Source organism: Ciceribacter thiooxidans (genome assembly GCF_014126615.1).
Taxonomy (GTDB): Bacteria; Pseudomonadota; Alphaproteobacteria; order Rhizobiales; family Rhizobiaceae; genus Allorhizobium; species Allorhizobium thiooxidans.
Genome location: NZ_CP059896.1, coordinates 407,362 through 422,175 on the forward strand (window position 1 = coordinate 407,362; position 14,814 = coordinate 422,175).

Genomic DNA, 14,814 nt, shown 5'->3' on the forward strand with positions numbered 1-14,814 from the left:
GACTTCGGCCGGAGGCGCGACGACGAACCGCGGAGGGCAGGCCATGGCCGGCGACAAGCGGAAGCACGAGCGGTGGTCCCGGGAGGTCACGGAGCACAGCAACGCTCTCGATCTGGAGGAGGACGTGTTCGTCAAGGACGATCCGAAGGCGGTGGCGAAATCGCTGAAGGCTTCCGCCGAGACGTCCTCGCGGCGCAAGAGCAGCCCCTTCCGGTCGGCGATGTCGATGCTGACGTTTTATCTGAACCGGGCGGGGAAAAACCTGCCCGCGGAGAGGAAAGCGGTGCTGGAGGCGGCCAAGAACGAGCTGCGGGAGCTTTACGGTCGTCCGCGACGTTAGGTCCGTATCGTTCAGCGATAGAACGGAGGTCGCACGAATGACGGAACACAGCCAAACAAGGAATCGGTTGTCCGGCGCCGATCCTCGCCGGCAATCACTCGTGTCCGCGATCCGCGCGGCGGCCGAGTCGCTGCCGGAGCCCGGCGAGACGGGGTTTGCGGCAGACTTCGACCGGTTCGCCGGCAAGCGGGTGGTGCTGCTCGGCGAGGCGACCCACGGCACTTCCGAATTCTATCGCGCGCGAGGTGCGATCACCCGCCATCTGGTGGAGAAGCATGGCTTTACCATCGTTGCGGTGGAGGCCGACTGGCCGGATGCGGCCATGGTCGACCGGCAGACTCGCGGCCTTCCGCCGCGTCCGGACCAGCCGACGCCTTTCGAGCGCTTCCCGGTCTGGATGTGGCGCAATGCCGAGATGGCGGAATTCTTCGCCTGGATGCGGCGCCACAACAGCGGGCGCCCGCGCACGGAATGCTGCCGTTTCTACGGTCTCGACATGTACAACCTGACCGCCTCGATCGCCTCGGTGCTCACCTATCTGGAAAGCGTCGACCCGGCGGCGGCGGCAACCGCCCGCGAGCATTACGGCTGCCTCACGCCGTGGCAGCACGATCCCTCGACTTACGGACGGGCGGTGCTGACGGATGCCTATCGCAAATGCGAGGAGAGCGTGGTCGAGCAGTGCCGCAGCCTGCTGGAAAAACAGCTCGAATACGAGCCGCACGACCGTGAGGGCTTTCTCGACGCCGCCCAGAACGCCCGCCTCGTGGCGGCGGCCGAACGCTATTACCGCATCATGTTCTATGGTGGCGCAGAAGCCTGGAACCTCCGCGACACGCAGATGTTCGACACGCTCGAACGGCTGCTCGACGCCCATGGTCCGGATGCCAAGGCAGTGGTGTGGGCGCACAATTCCCACGTCGGCGACGCGCGACATACCGAACTCGGCGGCGCCCATGGCGAACTCAGCCTCGGTGAACTCTGCCGGCGGCGGTTCGGCGAGGCGGCGGCGCTGATCGGCTTCGGCACGCATTCCGGAACGGTCGCGGCGGCGAGCGACTGGGACGGCGACATGGAGATCAAGACCGTGCGTCCGGCGCTGGAGGAGAGTTACGAACGGCTCTTCCATGACGCCGGCCTGTCGCCCGCCCTTGTCGATTTTGACGAGCGCCGGGAGCTGCGGGATCTGCTCGGGACGCCGATGCTCGAAAGGCTGATCGGGGTGATCTACCGGCCGGAAACCGAGCGCCGCAGCCACTACGTCGAAGCCTCCCTATCGAGCCAGTTCGACGCCTATGTCTGGTTCGACGAGACGCGGGCCGTGCATCCGCTGACGGTTCATTCGGAGCACGAAGGCGTGCCGGAGACCTATCCGTTCGGACTGTAGTTCGGCCCTGGCGTCAGTCTCTCCCGCGCCAGCGCTCGGTCGCGGCAATCCACGCCCGCGTCCGGGCCTCGGGGTCCGGGTTGCGGGTGATGTCCGTGACGACGGCGGCGCTGTCGGCCCCGTGGGCGAAAACACCTTCGAGCCGCTCGACCGTGAGGCCGCCGATTGCCACCAGCGGTAGCGGCCCGATCTCTTGCCGCCAGGCCGAAAGACGGTCGAGGCCTTGCGGCGCCCACTTCATCTGCTTCAGGATCGTCGGATAGACGGGCCCGAGCGCCACATAGTCCGGTTGCACCGCAAGCGCCGTGTCGAGTTCTGCCTCGTCATGGGTGCTGATGCCGAGCTTTATGCCGGCAGCGCGGATCGCCTTCACGTCGGCGTCGGCGAGGTCTTCCTGTCCGAGGTGCACGAAATCGCATCCTTCATCGATGGCGATCCGCCAGTAGTCGTTGACGATCAGCTGGCAACCCGCCCCCGCGCAGAGGGTGCGGGCACGGCGGATTTCTTCGCGGAGCGCTGCCTCCGGCATGTCCTTGATGCGCAGCTGCACGAGCTTGACCCCGAGCGGCACGAGGCGTTCGATCCACGCGGCGCTGTCGACGATCAGGTAGAACGGATCGAGCTTCATGCGAAAACTCCCTTGCCGATGACAGGTGTAGAAGGAACGGCCATGTCGCGCGGTGGAAGAAGCCCGGCGCGATGGGCCTTGCGGCCGGCGATAATCGCTTCCGCGAAGGCCTCGGCCATCGTCGGGGGGTCGCCGGCGCCGGCGACCGCGGTGTTGAGGAGGACGGCGTCGAAACCGAGTTCCATCACCGCTGCGGCATGGGACGGACGGCCGATTCCGGCATCGACGATGAGCGGGATATCGGGAAATTCCGCCCGCATCGCACGGAGCCCGGAGACGTTCTGCGGACCGGCGACGGTGCCGATCGGTGCGCACCACGGCATCAGGACCTTGCAGCCGGCGGCAAGCAGCCGTTCACCTGCCACCAGATCGTCGGTTGTATACGGGAAGATCTCGAAGCCGTCCGCGGAGAGGATACGGGCCGCCTCGACCAGCTGGAAGAGGTCTGGCTGCAGGGTATCGTGGTGGCCGATCAGTTCGAGCTTGATCCAGTTGGTGCCGAAGAGATCACGCGCCATCTTCGCCGTCAGAACGGCTTCCGAGACGCTGTGGCAGCCGGCGGTGTTGGGTAGCACCCGGACGCCGAGATCGCGAATGAGTTCGAAGAAGGCGCCGCCCGTCCTGCCGCCGGCCGTTTCGCGCCTGAGCGAAACCGTGACGATCTCAGTGCCGGAGCGGCGCGCGGCTTCCGCGAGGGTCGCCGGAGAAGGATAGCGCGCGGTGCCGAGGAGGAGGCGGGAGGTGACTTGCGTTCCGTAGAGTTCCAGCATGTCAGCCTCCCTGCATCGGCGAGAGGACCTCGATCCGGTCGCCGTCGGAAAGCGGGCAGGCGGGGCGATCCTCGCGGTGGACGAGCTCGCCGTTGACGGCGGTCGCCAGCCATTCGCCCTCGTATTCGAGGACGGTGAGGAGGTCGGCAAGCGTCGCGGCGGCGCTTTCGATGGTTTCGCCGTTCACGATATAGGTCATTGCAGTGCTCCCTGTGCGTAGAGCGGATCATGTCCGCCGGCGCAGATCCTGTCCGCCAGCTGCTGCGCCATCGCGGGAGCGAGCAGGAAACCGTGGCGGTGCATGCCGGCGATCGAAAAACCGTCCTCCTGATCGAGGACCCGCGGCAGATTGTCGGCGAAGGCCGGGCGGACGCCGACACCGGTCTCGACGAGGCGCGCCTCGCCGAAGGCGGGATGCACGGCATAGGCAGCGTTGAGGAACTCCATCACCGAACGTGCCGTGATCGGGCCGTCGTCATCCGTCTCGATCATCGTCGCCCCGACCATGAAGCGATGATCCTCGCGCGGTACGATGTAGAGCGGGTGACGCGGATGGAGCAGGCGGACCGGCCGCGAGAGAGTGATTTCCGCGGTTTCGAGGAAGAGCATCTCGCCGCGTACGCCACGCAATCCCGGCGTCGAGCCGATCGCCGCCGCGCCGGTGCATTCGACGACCGCAGAGTAGGCCGTTTCCGTCGGCGCTTCGGTGCTGCCGAGGTGGAAGCGCACGCCCTTTTCGACCAGCGCCTCGTAGAGCCCGGTCATCGCCTTGCGCGGGTCGAGATGGGCTTCTTCGGGGAAGAAGAGCGCGCGATCAAAGCGCCCGGCGAGATCCGGTTCGAGTTCGCCGATCGCATTGCTGCCGACCCATTCGTATCCCCGCGTGCGGGAGGCGAAGCGGTCGAGTTCGACACTGTCGCGGCCGGCGGCGATGACCAGCGTCCCCTTGCGGGACACTTCGCCGGGGACGGCCTCGGTCCACCAGTCGGCGGAGGAAAGGCCGAGGGTCAGCACCGCTTCCTCGGCCGCCTCGCGTTCGCAGTAGGGGGCGAGCATGCCGCCGGCATAGGTGGAGGCGCCCGTACCCACTGTCTCGGCGGCATCCATCACCTCGACGGAGATGCCGCGGCGGGAAAGTTCGAAGGCTGCGGTGAGGCCGGCGACGCCGGCCCCCTTGATCAGAACCGTCATCTCACTCTCCCGGCTGGCTTTCTGCCGTATTCGCGACCGGCATATAGAGATCGCCGCCCTGACGGTATTTCGCCGCCATGGCTTCCAGCCCCTCCTTCTGCGCCTCTGCCCTCAGATCATGGGAGATGCGCATGGAGCAGAATTTCGGACCGCACATGGAGCAGAAATGGGCGACCTTGTGCGCCTCCTTCGGCAGCGTCTCGTCGTGCATCGAGCGCGCGGTATCTGGATCGAGGGAGAGGTTGAACTGGTCCTCCCAGCGGAACTCGAAGCGGGCGCGGGACAGCGCATCGTCGCGGACCTGCGCGGCGGGATGGCCCTTGGCGAGGTCGGCGGCGTGGGCGGCGATCTTGTAGGTGATGACGCCCACCTTCACGTCGTTGCGGTCGGGCAGACCCAGATGCTCCTTCGGCGTCACGTAGCAGAGCATGGCAGTGCCGAACCAGCCGATCATCGCCGCACCGATGCCGGAGGTGATGTGGTCGTAGCCAGGCGCGATGTCGGTGGTCAGCGGCCCGAGCGTGTAGAACGGCGCCTCGCCGCAGGTTTTCAGCTGCTTGTCCATGTTCTCCTTGATCTTGTGCATGGGAACATGGCCGGGGCCTTCGATCATTACCTGGCAATCCTTTGCCCAGGCGATCTGCGTCAGCTCGCCCAGCGTCTCCAGTTCGGCAAACTGTGCGGCGTCGTTGGCATCCGCAATCGAGCCGGGCCGAAGGCCGTCGCCGAGCGAGAAGGAGACGTCATAGGCGCGGCAGATGTCGCAGATTTCCTCGAAGTGCTCGTAGAGGAAGCTCTCCTTATGGTGATGCAGGCACCACTTCGCCATGATCGATCCGCCGCGTGAGACGATGCCGGTGACGCGGTTGACGGTGAGCGGGATGTAGTGGAGCCGGACGCCGGCATGGATGGTGAAATAATCGACGCCCTGTTCCGCCTGCTCGATCAGCGTGTCGCGGTAGAGCTCCCAGGTCAGGTCTTCGGCGATGCCGCCGACCTTTTCAAGCGCCTGGTAGAGCGGCACGGTGCCGATCGGCACCGGCGAATTGCGGACGATCCATTCGCGGATGTTGTGGATGTTGCGTCCGGTCGAGAGGTCCATGACGGTGTCGGCGCCCCAGCGGATCGCCCAGACCATCTTCTCGACCTCTTCCTCCATTGAAGAGGTGACGGCGGAATTGCCGATGTTGGCATTGATCTTCACCAGGAAGTTTCGGCCGATGATCATCGGCTCGCTTTCCGGGTGGTTGATGTTGGCGGGAATGATCGCCCGGCCGGCGGCGATCTCCTGGCGGACGAATTCCGGCGTCACGTGATTGGGGATGTGCGCGCCGAAGCTCTCGCCGTCGCGGATGAGCGCCTCCTTCGCCGCCTTGCGGCCGAGATTTTCGCGGATGGCGACGAACTCCATCTCCGGCGTGACGATGCCGGCGCGCGCGTAGGCGAGCTGCGTCACCGCCTTGCCGTTGCTCGCACGCGAGGGCGTGTTACGGACCGGAAATTCCGGCACCAGCCGTTCGCCGGAGGCAAAGCCGTTGTCTTCCGGCAGCACGTGCCGGCCGACATAGGTCTCGACATCACCGCGGGCGGCGATCCAGCGTTCGCGCAGCCGCGGCAGGCCGGCCTTGATGTCGATCGCCGCGGAGGGGTCGGTGTAGGGACCGGAGGAGTCGTACAGGACAACCGGCGGCTCGCCTGAAGTCGGATGCAGGGCGACCTCACGCATCGGCACGCGAACGTCGCCGTGACGGTCTCCGTCGATGTGGATCTTGCGAGATGCGGGCAGGGGACCGGTCGTCACCTGCAGTGTCGGTCTGGTTGCGGCAATGTTCATGGTTGAGGCTCCAAGTTGCTATTTGGAGACCCAGTTCCACGCCGGAATGATGAGAAATACGCCCCTTGCGGTCCTCTTACGGATTCCGCAATCGTCTCAGCGCTCGCACCGTCCCTACGCCAGTATGAACTGGATCAGGTTCAACGGGTCACTGCGCTGCTTGCCCTTGTCGGGGATCGCCCAGCAGTATCTCAGCCCCTTGGCGGGACCCCCCTGGTGAATGGGCGAATGCTAAGGCAGTATACCGCGCATTGTCAATCCGCAAGCAGGGAGGCCGATCGGATGTCATATGGGGAGCCTTCGATTTCAACGGGATAGCCGAATCCGCGAATGCTGCTACAATCCGGTACCGGATCGGCCGCGACGACGCGGAAATCGACCGACCTCGCTTGAAGCGGAGGGAAGAGTGCTGACGCAGACGGAATTCGATCAAGGCTTCGATGCGCTGCAGGAGCTCGCCCTCGACATCCGGTGGTCGTGGAATCATGCGACGGACGCCATCTGGCAGGCGCTCGACGGTGAAATGTGGGCGCTGTCGCGCAATCCGTGGACGATCCTGCGGAGCGTCTCTCGCGACAGAATTCGGGCGCTTCTCTCCGATCGTGAGTTCTCTGAAAACCTGGCCGCACAGCTTGCCGAATCGCGCCGGTTGCGGCTGGCACCCGGATGGTTTCAGGAAGCCCATCCGGGCGACGAATTGCGGACGGTCGCCTATTTCAGCGCCGAGTTCATGCTCGACGAGGCGCTGCCGATCTATTCCGGCGGGCTCGGGAATGTCGCGGGCGACCAGCTGAAGGCGGCGAGCGACCTCGGCGTGCCGGTGGTCGGGGTTGGGCTTCTCTATGCGCGGGGTTATTTCCGCCAGTCGATCACGCCGGACGGACGGCAGGAGGCGCTCTATCCCGTCAACGAACCGGAGCAGCTGCCGCTGCGACTGCTGCGCGAGCCGAGCGGCGAGTGGCTGCGGCTGGAGCTGGAATTGCCCGGCTACAGGCTCTGGGCCAGAACCTGGGAAGTGCAGGTCGGGCGCACGCGGCTTTTCCTTCTCGACCTCAACGATCCGGCCAATCCGCCCGCCTATCGCTGCGTCACCGGCGAGCTCTACGGAGAAGGCCCCGAGACGCGTCTGAAACAGGAGATGCTGCTCGGCATCGGCGGGTGGCGGCTCCTGAGGGCAATCGGGCTCGATCCCGAGATATGTCACATGAACGATGGGCACGCCGCCTTCGCTGCTCTCGAACGGGCGCGCTTCTTCATGCAGGACCATGGGGTTCCGTTCGCGGAGGCGCTGCTTGCCACACGCGCCGGCAACCTCTTCACGACACATACGGCGGTTGCCGAAGGGGTTGACCGATTTCCTTCTGAGATGATCGCTCGCTTCTTCCGCCGCTACGCCGAAAAGGAACTCGGGCTCTCTCTCGACGACTTTCTGGCGCTCGGGCGAAGCAATCCGAGGGATACCACCGAGCCGTTCAACATGGCCTATCTCGCGGTCCGGGCGAGCGGCGCCGTCAATGCCGTCAGCGCCCTCCATGAAGAGGTGAGCAAGGCGCTTTTGCAGCCGCTCTTTCCCCGCTGGCCGGCAGGTGAGGTTCCGGTCGGCCACGTGACCAACGGCATTCATGTGCCGACATGGGATTCGGCGGCGGCCGACGCATTCTGGACGGAGGTGACCGGCAAGGACAGGTGGCGCGGCGATCTCGCCGGGCACGAGGCAGCGATACGCGATGTACCTGCGGCGCGGATTTGGCAGCTGCGGGCCACAGGCCGGGGACAACTCGTCGAAAGGGTGCGAGACTGTTGCTGCCGTCAACTAGCAGAGGATGGTACCCCCTCGAGCGAGATCGAGGAGTCGCGCGCAATCTTCGATCCCGACGCCCTGACGCTCGGCTTCGCCCGACGGTTCGCGACCTACAAGCGTCCCGACCTGCTGCTCTATGACGAGGACCGCTTGCGGCGCCTCCTCACCGATACGCGCCGGCCGGTACAGCTCGTCGTTGCCGGAAAGGCGCATCCGCGGGATACAGCCGGACAGGCGCTCGTCAAACGATGGACCGATTTCGCCAGACGCGCGGAGGTTCGCTCGAGGGTCGTCTTCCTGCGCGACTACGACATGCAGCTGGCTCAGGTGCTGGTGCAGGGCGTGGACGTCTGGATCAACACGCCCCGCCGTCCTTGGGAGGCGAGCGGAACGAGCGGGATGAAGATCCTCGTCAACGGTGGCCTTAATCTCTCCGAAATCGACGGCTGGTGGGCGGAAGCCTTCACTTCGGAGGTCGGCTGGGCGATCGGTGATGGTGTCGAGCATCACGATTTTGCCGATCTCGACCGGCGGGAGGCGGAGGAGCTCTACGAGCACCTCGAGCGTGACATTGTTCCGGAATTCTACGAACGCGACGCATCCGGCATCCCGCTGCGCTGGGTTGATCGTATCCGCGAAAGTATGGCGCGGCTGACTCCGCAGTTTTCCGCCAACCGGACGGTACGGCAGTACGCGGAAGATTTTTATCTGCCCGGCGCACGGGCCTTTGCCGCGCGCTCGGCGGACCGCGGCGACCTCGCGCATGCGCTCTGCCGGTGGAAGACCGAGTTCCGCCGGTGCTGGCCGCATGTGCATTTCGGCGAAGTCCGTTCGACGTCTTCGGAGAGCGAGCATGTCTTTTCCGCCGAGGTCTACCTCGATGATCTTGCCGCCGAGAGTGTTCGCGTCGAACTCTATGCCGATGCTGCAGGAACGCAGTCCGCCTTCAAGGCGGTGATGGATCGTGCGCCGCCGACCGCGACCTCGGGCGGCTGGAACCTCTATTCGGCGCATGCTCCGGCCGAGCGACCGGTGTCGGACTTCACGGCGCGGATCGTGCCCTTCCATCCGGACCTCTCCGTGCCTCTAGAGGCCGGCGAGATCCTTTGGCAGCACTGAGGCGCGTCCGTCCAGGTTCCCATGTGGACTGCCGCCCCGCAAAGCGCTAATTTTAGAATGTCCTCAAGCAGGGATCTTGGTCGACTTGACCTTGATCAACACATCGATGCGCAAACGGCGCTTCCATTCTAGTCAACGCGGTCGAGAAAGGAATGCCGACATGGTGTCACAATCACAGCTCACCGGTAACGACATTCGCCGCATTTGCGGCCACCTCCCCGATTGGAAAATCACCGAAATACTCGTCTGCGGCGGCGATATCGCAGCGCTCGAACAGGCCATGGCATGGTCGATGGGCGATGACGAGACGACGCCCGAACGACATCTGTCGCCCGAGAGCGCGGCAGCAAGAATCCTGGATGTGCTTCTTGCCGAAGAAGAACAGGATGAATGGGAGGCTGGACGCGGCCCGGAATGACGGGTTCGTCCATCGGGGCCGGTCATCTGCCGGGGTGACCTCAGCCTGTCGCGGCTCTGCCGCCATCGTACCCGGCGACAGCGTCTGGAGAACAGTTATGGAAGTCACACCCCGCGTCACGTTCCGAGGCATGGACCATTCGGAAGCGGTCGAAGCTGCCGTGCATGAAAGGATCGAGCGCCTCGGGCGCTTTCACGATCACATCACATACTGCAGCGTCGTGATCGAGGCTCCGCACAGGCACAGCCAGAAGGGCAAGATTTATCACGTCCGGGTCAACATCAAGGTTCCGGGCCGCGAGATCGTCGTCGGTCGCGAGTCGGAGGAGAACCACGCCCACGAAGACGTTCTCGTCGCGATCCGCGACAGCTTTGACGCGGCGCAGCGCCAGCTCGAGGACGTCGCCCGCAAGATGACCTCCTATCGGGTGAAGGAGCATCCGGTCGCGATGCGGGGAACTGTCGCCCGCGTCATCCCGGACGAGGGCTTCGGTTTCATCCTCGGCGCAGATGGCCGGGAATACTTCTTCCGGCGCGAGAGCTTGACCTCGGAGAGCTGGGGCACACTGGGTGAAGGCACCAAGGTGCGGTTTGCCGAGCATGACGGCGAGAAGGGGCCATATGCCTCGGCCGTGACCCCGGACTGAACAGGACCGAAATCGGGCGGGCGCTGTCAGCGCCCGCTCTTTCGTTGTTCAGGTGATGTCAGTCCGCTCAGAGGCGGCCGAGCTCGAAATCGGCGCAGGACATGTCGAACTGCGACAGCGCCTCTTCGAGGTAGTCGGCGAGAAGCGGCAGGCCGAGCAAGTATTCGGCGGTCTTGTTGTTGTGCGCCCGTGCAGCTTCAGCACGGATATCCGCCCATTCGGCAATGGTGCCGTCGCCGCGTCCGAGCCAGGCAAGCGCCACCAGATCGACTTGCTCGTCGACGTTCATGTCGCCGATCAGCGCGGTGATCTCCTCGACGACCGGATCGTCGGGATTATCCTCGAGCACCGAGTACATGTGATCGTCCGACGCGTTGGAGGCCGGATCCGGGATCGTCTGCTCGTCCTTGGCGTCGAATTCCCGCGCCTTTACGACGATGAAGCAGACTTCTTCCGGAGAGATGGAAAGTTCAGGCAAATCGGCGGCTTCTACTGGCTCACGTGCCATAGGCTGTCTCCCGCAATACTGGTTGGTTCACGACGGCGCCATCTACGACGCCCATCATACGCTCCGGATAGTTCTCCTGCCACAGGTATCGGTTGCGTGTCTCATGGAACGCAGATCACGGCAGGCCGTTCCACGCCGAGCACGGTCGTCGCCCTTGTCGGCGTTTTGCCGCAGCCTCCCGAGTGTCCGCTGGCGCGTTTTCGCTTGCGCCGTTTCAGCTGCAGGCGCAACTTGTCATTGTGCGGCATGGCCCGCACATTCTCCTTTCTGGAGGTGCGATAATGGCGAAACCCGAAGAAGCTCAATCTGCAGGCTGGTTCGATGGGTTGCTCAGGACGCTGGCGCGTCTCGGCATCCTGCGTTACGGCGGCAAGGCGGCAGTCTACCATTCCGGCAGCGAGCGGCCCACGGAGTTCCTGATGCCGGATGTGCTGAACGCCGAGCGCGACATGCCGCCGATGAAGGAACTTGGTGCCGCGTCGAAGCAGGACAAGACCGAGAAAGGCTAGCGCCGATCGGCAGCTGCTTTCACCGACAACCGGCCGGCGCGGTTCGTGAGTATTTGACCCGGCAAGCGCATTGCCTACATAGTGGAGGCAACACGCCGAGAGAGAGCTATGCGCATCATTCTCCTGGGCGCCGGCTGGATCATGGTCGCGGTCGGCATCGTCGGGATTTTCCTACCGGTGCTGCCCACCACGCCCTTCATGATCCTGGCTGCGGCGCTTTTTGCCCGTTCCTCACCGCGCTTCGAGCAATGGCTGCTCGATCATCCCCGCTATGGCAAGCCGCTTCTCGACTGGCGGCGGCAGGGTGCGATTTCTCGGCCGGCGAAGATCGCATCGGTCAGTCTGATGACCGTCAGCTACGGCATCGTGCTCTTCGTCGGGCCGCCCATGGTCTGGCTGAAGCTTATGATCGGCGTCATTCTGCTTGCCTGCGCAGCTTTTGTCCTCAGCCGCCCGCAACCAAGCGCTTGAGTATCGGCGCTCCTGTTGGCGCTGTTCAGTGCTGTGCCGCCTTCGCCTCGTCATAGGCACGGACGAGCGCGGTTGCCCGCGTCTTCACGACATCGGCCGCATCGCCCGGCTTGTAGAGGTTCGAGCCGAGGCCGAAGCAGCGGACGCCGACCCGCATATAGGCGGCGAAATCGCCCTCGGTCACGCCGCCGACGGCACCGAGCGGTATTTCCGGCGGCAGGACGGCCCTGATCGCGCCGATGCCCTGCGGACCGAGAACGTTCGCGGGAAAGAACTTGATCGCCGCGGCACCCGCCTTGATCGCGGCGAGCGCTTCGGTCGCCGTGAAGGCGCCGGGCATGGTCACCATGCCGCGCTCGACGCCGCGACGGATGACGGCGGGATCGGTGTTCGGGGTGACGACGAGATTGCCGCCGACATCGGCCAGACGGTCGACATCCTCCGGTGCCAGCATGGTCCCGGCGCCGATCATGCAGGAGGCGGGCGCGAGCTTCCGTGCCTTCTTGATGGAGGCGAACGGATCGGGAGAATTGAGCGGGATCTCGATTGCCTCGAAGCCGGCTTCGACGAGCGCTATGATCACGCCGTCGACCTCCGCCGTGGTGATCCCGCGCAGGATGGCGACGAGATTGCGGTCGAGCTTCGGCCAGGAGACGGTCGGGCGGGTCATCGGGAAACCTCGGAGCTTTGGAAGAGTGAAGATGCCGCGGCGAACAGGCCCTTGCGGACCAGATCCTCGCCGTCGAGCAGGCGCGACTGCGTGCCGGCGATCTCGAGCGCCCGGCCATATAGCGCGGTCAGCCGCGCCGAGCCGACGAGATGCACGATCATGCCCTGCGGCAGGAAGGTGCGGGTCGCCGCAATCTCGGCACCGATCAGCATGCCGGAGAGCCGTGCTGCGGGCTTCGGCGCGTCGCCGCCGAGGAGACCTGCGGCGCGGATGGAGAAGAGGTGAGCCGTCAGGGCGAAGCCTTCGGCAAGCGCCTCCGTCACGCCGTCGGAGAAGCCGCGGTCGTCGGCGGTGAAGGCGAGATCGTCGCCGATCGAATGCCTGAGGATCGAGTGACGGCTGAGGAGATCGAAAAGCTCTCCGGTCATCACCGTGCGGAAGGTGGCGATCCTACCGCCCTTCAGCTCGACCCATTTCGAATGGGTGCCGGGGAGGCAGAAGATGCCGTCGGCAAGACCGCTCCCGACGGCGCCGGCAAGCTGGGTTTCCTCGCCGCGCATCACGTCGAAGGGGCCGGTGGTGCGCTGGCAGACGCCGGGCAGGATGAAGACCGGCCGGGTGACGCCCTCCGGCGTCACGGCTTGCCTGTAGAGCGCATCGAGCGGAGCCGGGGTTTCGACGTAAGGGGCCTCGCGCCAACCGGTGCGGGCACCGGCCATGCCGGTGATCGCGACCGGCAGGTCGGCGGACGCGCCGAGGGCGGCGAGATGGCTTTCGAGCACAGCGGCAAAGCGCCCGTCGGCGCAGGCGAGAAGCCCCTCGTCCGACTGCCGCCGTCCGAGCACGTTGCCGGCCCGGTCGACGACCCAGAGGCGGAAATTGCTCGTTCCCCAGTCGGCAAGCGCGCAGAACGCGCCGGCCGTCGTCGTCTCAGCTTCGGTGTCCGTCACGATGCGCGCTCCTGGCCTTTAGCGGAGGTCCTCCGGCAGGATCGCGTGCGGCAGGTTCTGGTAAGAAACCGGCCGCAGGAAACGCCGGATCGACAGCGTGCCGACGGAGGTGGCGCCGAAATTGGTGGAGGCCGGGTAGGGGCCGCCGTGAACCATGGCGTCGCAGACTTCGACGCCGGTCGGGAACCCGTTTGCGAGGACGCGGCCGGCCTTGCGCTCGAGGATCGGCATCAACCGGCGGGCGAGCGTGGTATCGGGCTCGTCCAGATGCAGGGTGCAGGTGAGCTGTCCGGCGAGGCTGCCGGCGATCTTCACCATCTCTTCTTCGCTGGTCACAGTCACGACGAGGCCGAGCGGTCCGAAGACCTCTTCGCCGAGCGCATGGTTTTCGAGCCAGGCCTTGCCGGTCGTGGCAAAGAGGTAAGGTGTGGCGTTACGGAGATCGCAGGTAGACGTCAGAACTGCCTGGACGCCGGTCGAGCCCTCGATGCGCTTGGCACCGGAACGGTAGGCCTCGGCAATGCCGTCGGTCAGCATGGTCTGTGCGCCGACGCCTGCGAGCTCCCGCTTGGCGGTCGCGACAAAGGCTTCGCTTTCCGGACCTTCGATCAGGACGGCGATGCCGGGATTGGTGCAGAACTGGCCGGCGCCCATGGTGAGCGAGCCGACCCAGCCCTTGGCGATCGCTTCGCCGCGGGCCGAAAGTGCGTTCGGCAGCAGGAACATCGGGTTGACCGAACCGAGTTCGCCGAAGAACGGGATCGGATCGGGACGGCGGGCGCAGAGATCGAAGAGTGCGCGGCCGCCGGCGAGCGAACCGGTGAAGCCGACGGCGCGGATCAGCGGGTGCTGGACGAGAGCTTCGCCGACATCGCGCTTGCCGCCCTGGACGAGCGAGAAGACGCCGGGATGCAGGCCGAGCCGCTTGATGGCGGCATGAATCGCGTGGGCGACGATCTCACCCGTGCCCGGGTGTGCGCCGTGGCCCTTGACGACGACGGGGCAACCGGCCGCGAGTGCGGCAGCCGTATCGCCGCCGGCCGTCGAGAAGGCGAGCGGGAAGTTCGAGGCACCGAAGACGGCGACGGGGCCGATCGGACGTTGCATCAGGAAGATTTCCGGACGCGGCAGCGGCTGGCGATCGGGAAGGGCTTCGTCGTGGCGGCGGTCGAGATAGTCGCCCTTGCGGATATGGGAGGCGAAGAGCCGGAGCTGGCCGACGGTGCGGCCGCGTTCGCCGACGAGGCGCGCCTGCGGCAGGCCGGTTTCCTGGGTGCCGATCTCGGTGATCTCGTCGCCGAGCTTGTCGATTTCCTCGGCGATGGCTTCAAGGAAGACGGCGCGCTCTTCGCGCGAGGAGTAGCCGTAGGTCAGAAAGGCTTCCTCGGCGGCGCGTGCTGCACGGTCGACGAGCTCGGGCGTGCCGACTGCGAAGTCGCGTGCCGGCCCGTGTGCGGGGGAGGAGGCGAAGGTCCCGTTGCCCGCTACCCACTCGCCGGCAATCAAGTGCTTTCCAGTGAATTCGAATGTCATCGCATCATCCTTTTGTCTTCGCTTTGCGTCATGGCGAAG

15 protein-coding genes, 1 pseudogene and 1 riboswitch are annotated in these 14,814 nt (G+C 65.4%); of the genes and pseudogenes, 7 read left to right on the forward strand and 9 right to left on the reverse strand.

Annotated elements, in window-relative coordinates; genetic code table 11:
• Nucleotides 1-43: 43 nt before the first annotated feature.
• Together H4I97_RS01835 and H4I97_RS01840 are read left to right on the forward strand one after the other, a co-directional pair.
• On the forward strand, nucleotides 44-340 hold the full coding sequence (locus H4I97_RS01835) for a DUF3175 domain-containing protein (protein WP_182306259.1): 297 nt from the start codon (nucleotides 44-46) through the stop codon (nucleotides 338-340).
• A 61-nt stretch (nucleotides 341-401) separates the two neighbouring features.
• Nucleotides 402-1,727, forward strand: a pseudogene (locus H4I97_RS01840) (erythromycin esterase family protein); the annotation flags it as partial.
• A 13-nt stretch (nucleotides 1,728-1,740) separates the two neighbouring features.
• Here H4I97_RS01840 and H4I97_RS01845 read toward each other — a convergent pair.
• The 5 genes from H4I97_RS01845 to thiC are packed head-to-tail and all read right to left on the reverse strand — an operon-like array spanning nucleotide 1,741 to nucleotide 6,150.
• Complete coding sequence (locus H4I97_RS01845; protein ID WP_182306261.1) at nucleotides 1,741-2,355, reverse strand: thiamine phosphate synthase; 615 nt, start codon at nucleotides 2,353-2,355, stop codon at nucleotides 1,741-1,743.
• Nucleotides 2,352-3,125 (reverse strand): thiazole synthase, encoded by a 774-nt coding sequence (locus H4I97_RS01850; RefSeq protein ID WP_182306262.1) that lies wholly within the window; start codon nucleotides 3,123-3,125, stop codon nucleotides 2,352-2,354. Before H4I97_RS01850 ends, H4I97_RS01845 begins: the two co-directional genes overlap by 4 nt.
• A 1-nt stretch (nucleotide 3,126) precedes the next feature.
• Nucleotides 3,127-3,324: a sulfur carrier protein ThiS gene (gene thiS, locus H4I97_RS01855; RefSeq protein ID WP_182306263.1), complete on the reverse strand. Its 198-nt coding sequence runs from the start codon at nucleotides 3,322-3,324 to the stop codon at nucleotides 3,127-3,129.
• A complete protein-coding gene (gene thiO, locus H4I97_RS01860; RefSeq protein WP_182306264.1) occupies nucleotides 3,321-4,316 on the reverse strand; it encodes a glycine oxidase ThiO in 996 nt (331 codons plus the stop codon). The genes thiS and thiO overlap by 4 nt, the downstream gene beginning before the upstream one ends.
• Before the next feature lies 1 nt (nucleotide 4,317).
• Nucleotides 4,318-6,150, reverse strand: a complete 1,833-nt coding sequence (thiC, locus tag H4I97_RS01865; protein ID WP_182306265.1) for a phosphomethylpyrimidine synthase ThiC — start codon at nucleotides 6,148-6,150, stop codon at nucleotides 4,318-4,320.
• 93 nt (nucleotides 6,151-6,243) lie between these two features.
• Nucleotides 6,244-6,375: riboswitch (TPP riboswitch) on the reverse strand.
• A gap of 181 nt (nucleotides 6,376-6,556) precedes the next feature.
• Between thiC and glgP the strand changes: the two genes are divergently transcribed.
• The 3 genes from glgP (at nucleotide 6,557) to H4I97_RS01880 (ending at nucleotide 10,134) form a co-directional block, all read left to right on the forward strand.
• The gene (gene glgP, locus H4I97_RS01870; protein ID WP_210297088.1) at nucleotides 6,557-9,070 is read left to right on the forward strand and encodes an alpha-glucan family phosphorylase; all 2,514 of its coding nucleotides are present in this window, start codon (nucleotides 6,557-6,559) and stop codon (nucleotides 9,068-9,070) included.
• 160 nt (nucleotides 9,071-9,230) lie between these two features.
• On the forward strand, nucleotides 9,231-9,488 hold the full coding sequence (locus H4I97_RS01875; protein WP_182306267.1) for a hypothetical protein: 258 nt from the start codon (nucleotides 9,231-9,233) through the stop codon (nucleotides 9,486-9,488).
• A 97-nt stretch (nucleotides 9,489-9,585) separates the two neighbouring features.
• The gene (locus H4I97_RS01880) at nucleotides 9,586-10,134 is read left to right on the forward strand and encodes an HPF/RaiA family ribosome-associated protein (protein ID WP_182306268.1); all 549 of its coding nucleotides are present in this window, start codon (nucleotides 9,586-9,588) and stop codon (nucleotides 10,132-10,134) included.
• A 67-nt stretch (nucleotides 10,135-10,201) separates the two neighbouring features.
• Here H4I97_RS01880 and H4I97_RS01885 read toward each other — a convergent pair whose 3' ends face one another.
• On the reverse strand, nucleotides 10,202-10,642 hold the full coding sequence (locus tag H4I97_RS01885) for a DUF3775 domain-containing protein (protein WP_182306269.1): 441 nt from the start codon (nucleotides 10,640-10,642) through the stop codon (nucleotides 10,202-10,204).
• Nucleotides 10,643-10,923: 281 nt separating this feature from the next.
• On the opposite strand from H4I97_RS01885, the gene H4I97_RS01890 reads away from it, so the two are divergent.
• Together H4I97_RS01890 and H4I97_RS01895 are read left to right on the forward strand one after the other, a co-directional pair.
• The gene (locus H4I97_RS01890; protein WP_182306270.1) at nucleotides 10,924-11,151 is read left to right on the forward strand and encodes a hypothetical protein; all 228 of its coding nucleotides are present in this window, start codon (nucleotides 10,924-10,926) and stop codon (nucleotides 11,149-11,151) included.
• A gap of 108 nt (nucleotides 11,152-11,259) precedes the next feature.
• A complete protein-coding gene (locus tag H4I97_RS01895) occupies nucleotides 11,260-11,622 on the forward strand; it encodes a YbaN family protein (RefSeq protein WP_182306271.1) in 363 nt (120 codons plus the stop codon).
• Nucleotides 11,623-11,647: 25 nt separating this feature from the next.
• On the opposite strand, the gene H4I97_RS01900 is transcribed toward H4I97_RS01895, so the two are convergent.
• The 3 genes from H4I97_RS01900 to H4I97_RS01910 are packed head-to-tail and all read right to left on the reverse strand — an operon-like array spanning nucleotide 11,648 to nucleotide 14,775.
• A complete protein-coding gene (locus tag H4I97_RS01900) occupies nucleotides 11,648-12,292 on the reverse strand; it encodes a 2-dehydro-3-deoxy-6-phosphogalactonate aldolase (RefSeq protein ID WP_182306272.1) in 645 nt (214 codons plus the stop codon).
• The gene (locus H4I97_RS01905; protein ID WP_182306273.1) at nucleotides 12,289-13,242 is read right to left on the reverse strand and encodes a 2-dehydro-3-deoxygalactonokinase; all 954 of its coding nucleotides are present in this window, start codon (nucleotides 13,240-13,242) and stop codon (nucleotides 12,289-12,291) included. Before H4I97_RS01905 ends, H4I97_RS01900 begins: the two co-directional genes overlap by 4 nt.
• Before the next feature lie 18 nt (nucleotides 13,243-13,260).
• Nucleotides 13,261-14,775 (reverse strand): aldehyde dehydrogenase (NADP(+)), encoded by a 1,515-nt coding sequence (locus H4I97_RS01910; RefSeq protein WP_182306274.1) that lies wholly within the window; start codon nucleotides 14,773-14,775, stop codon nucleotides 13,261-13,263.
• Between the last annotated feature and the right edge of the window lie 39 nt (nucleotides 14,776-14,814).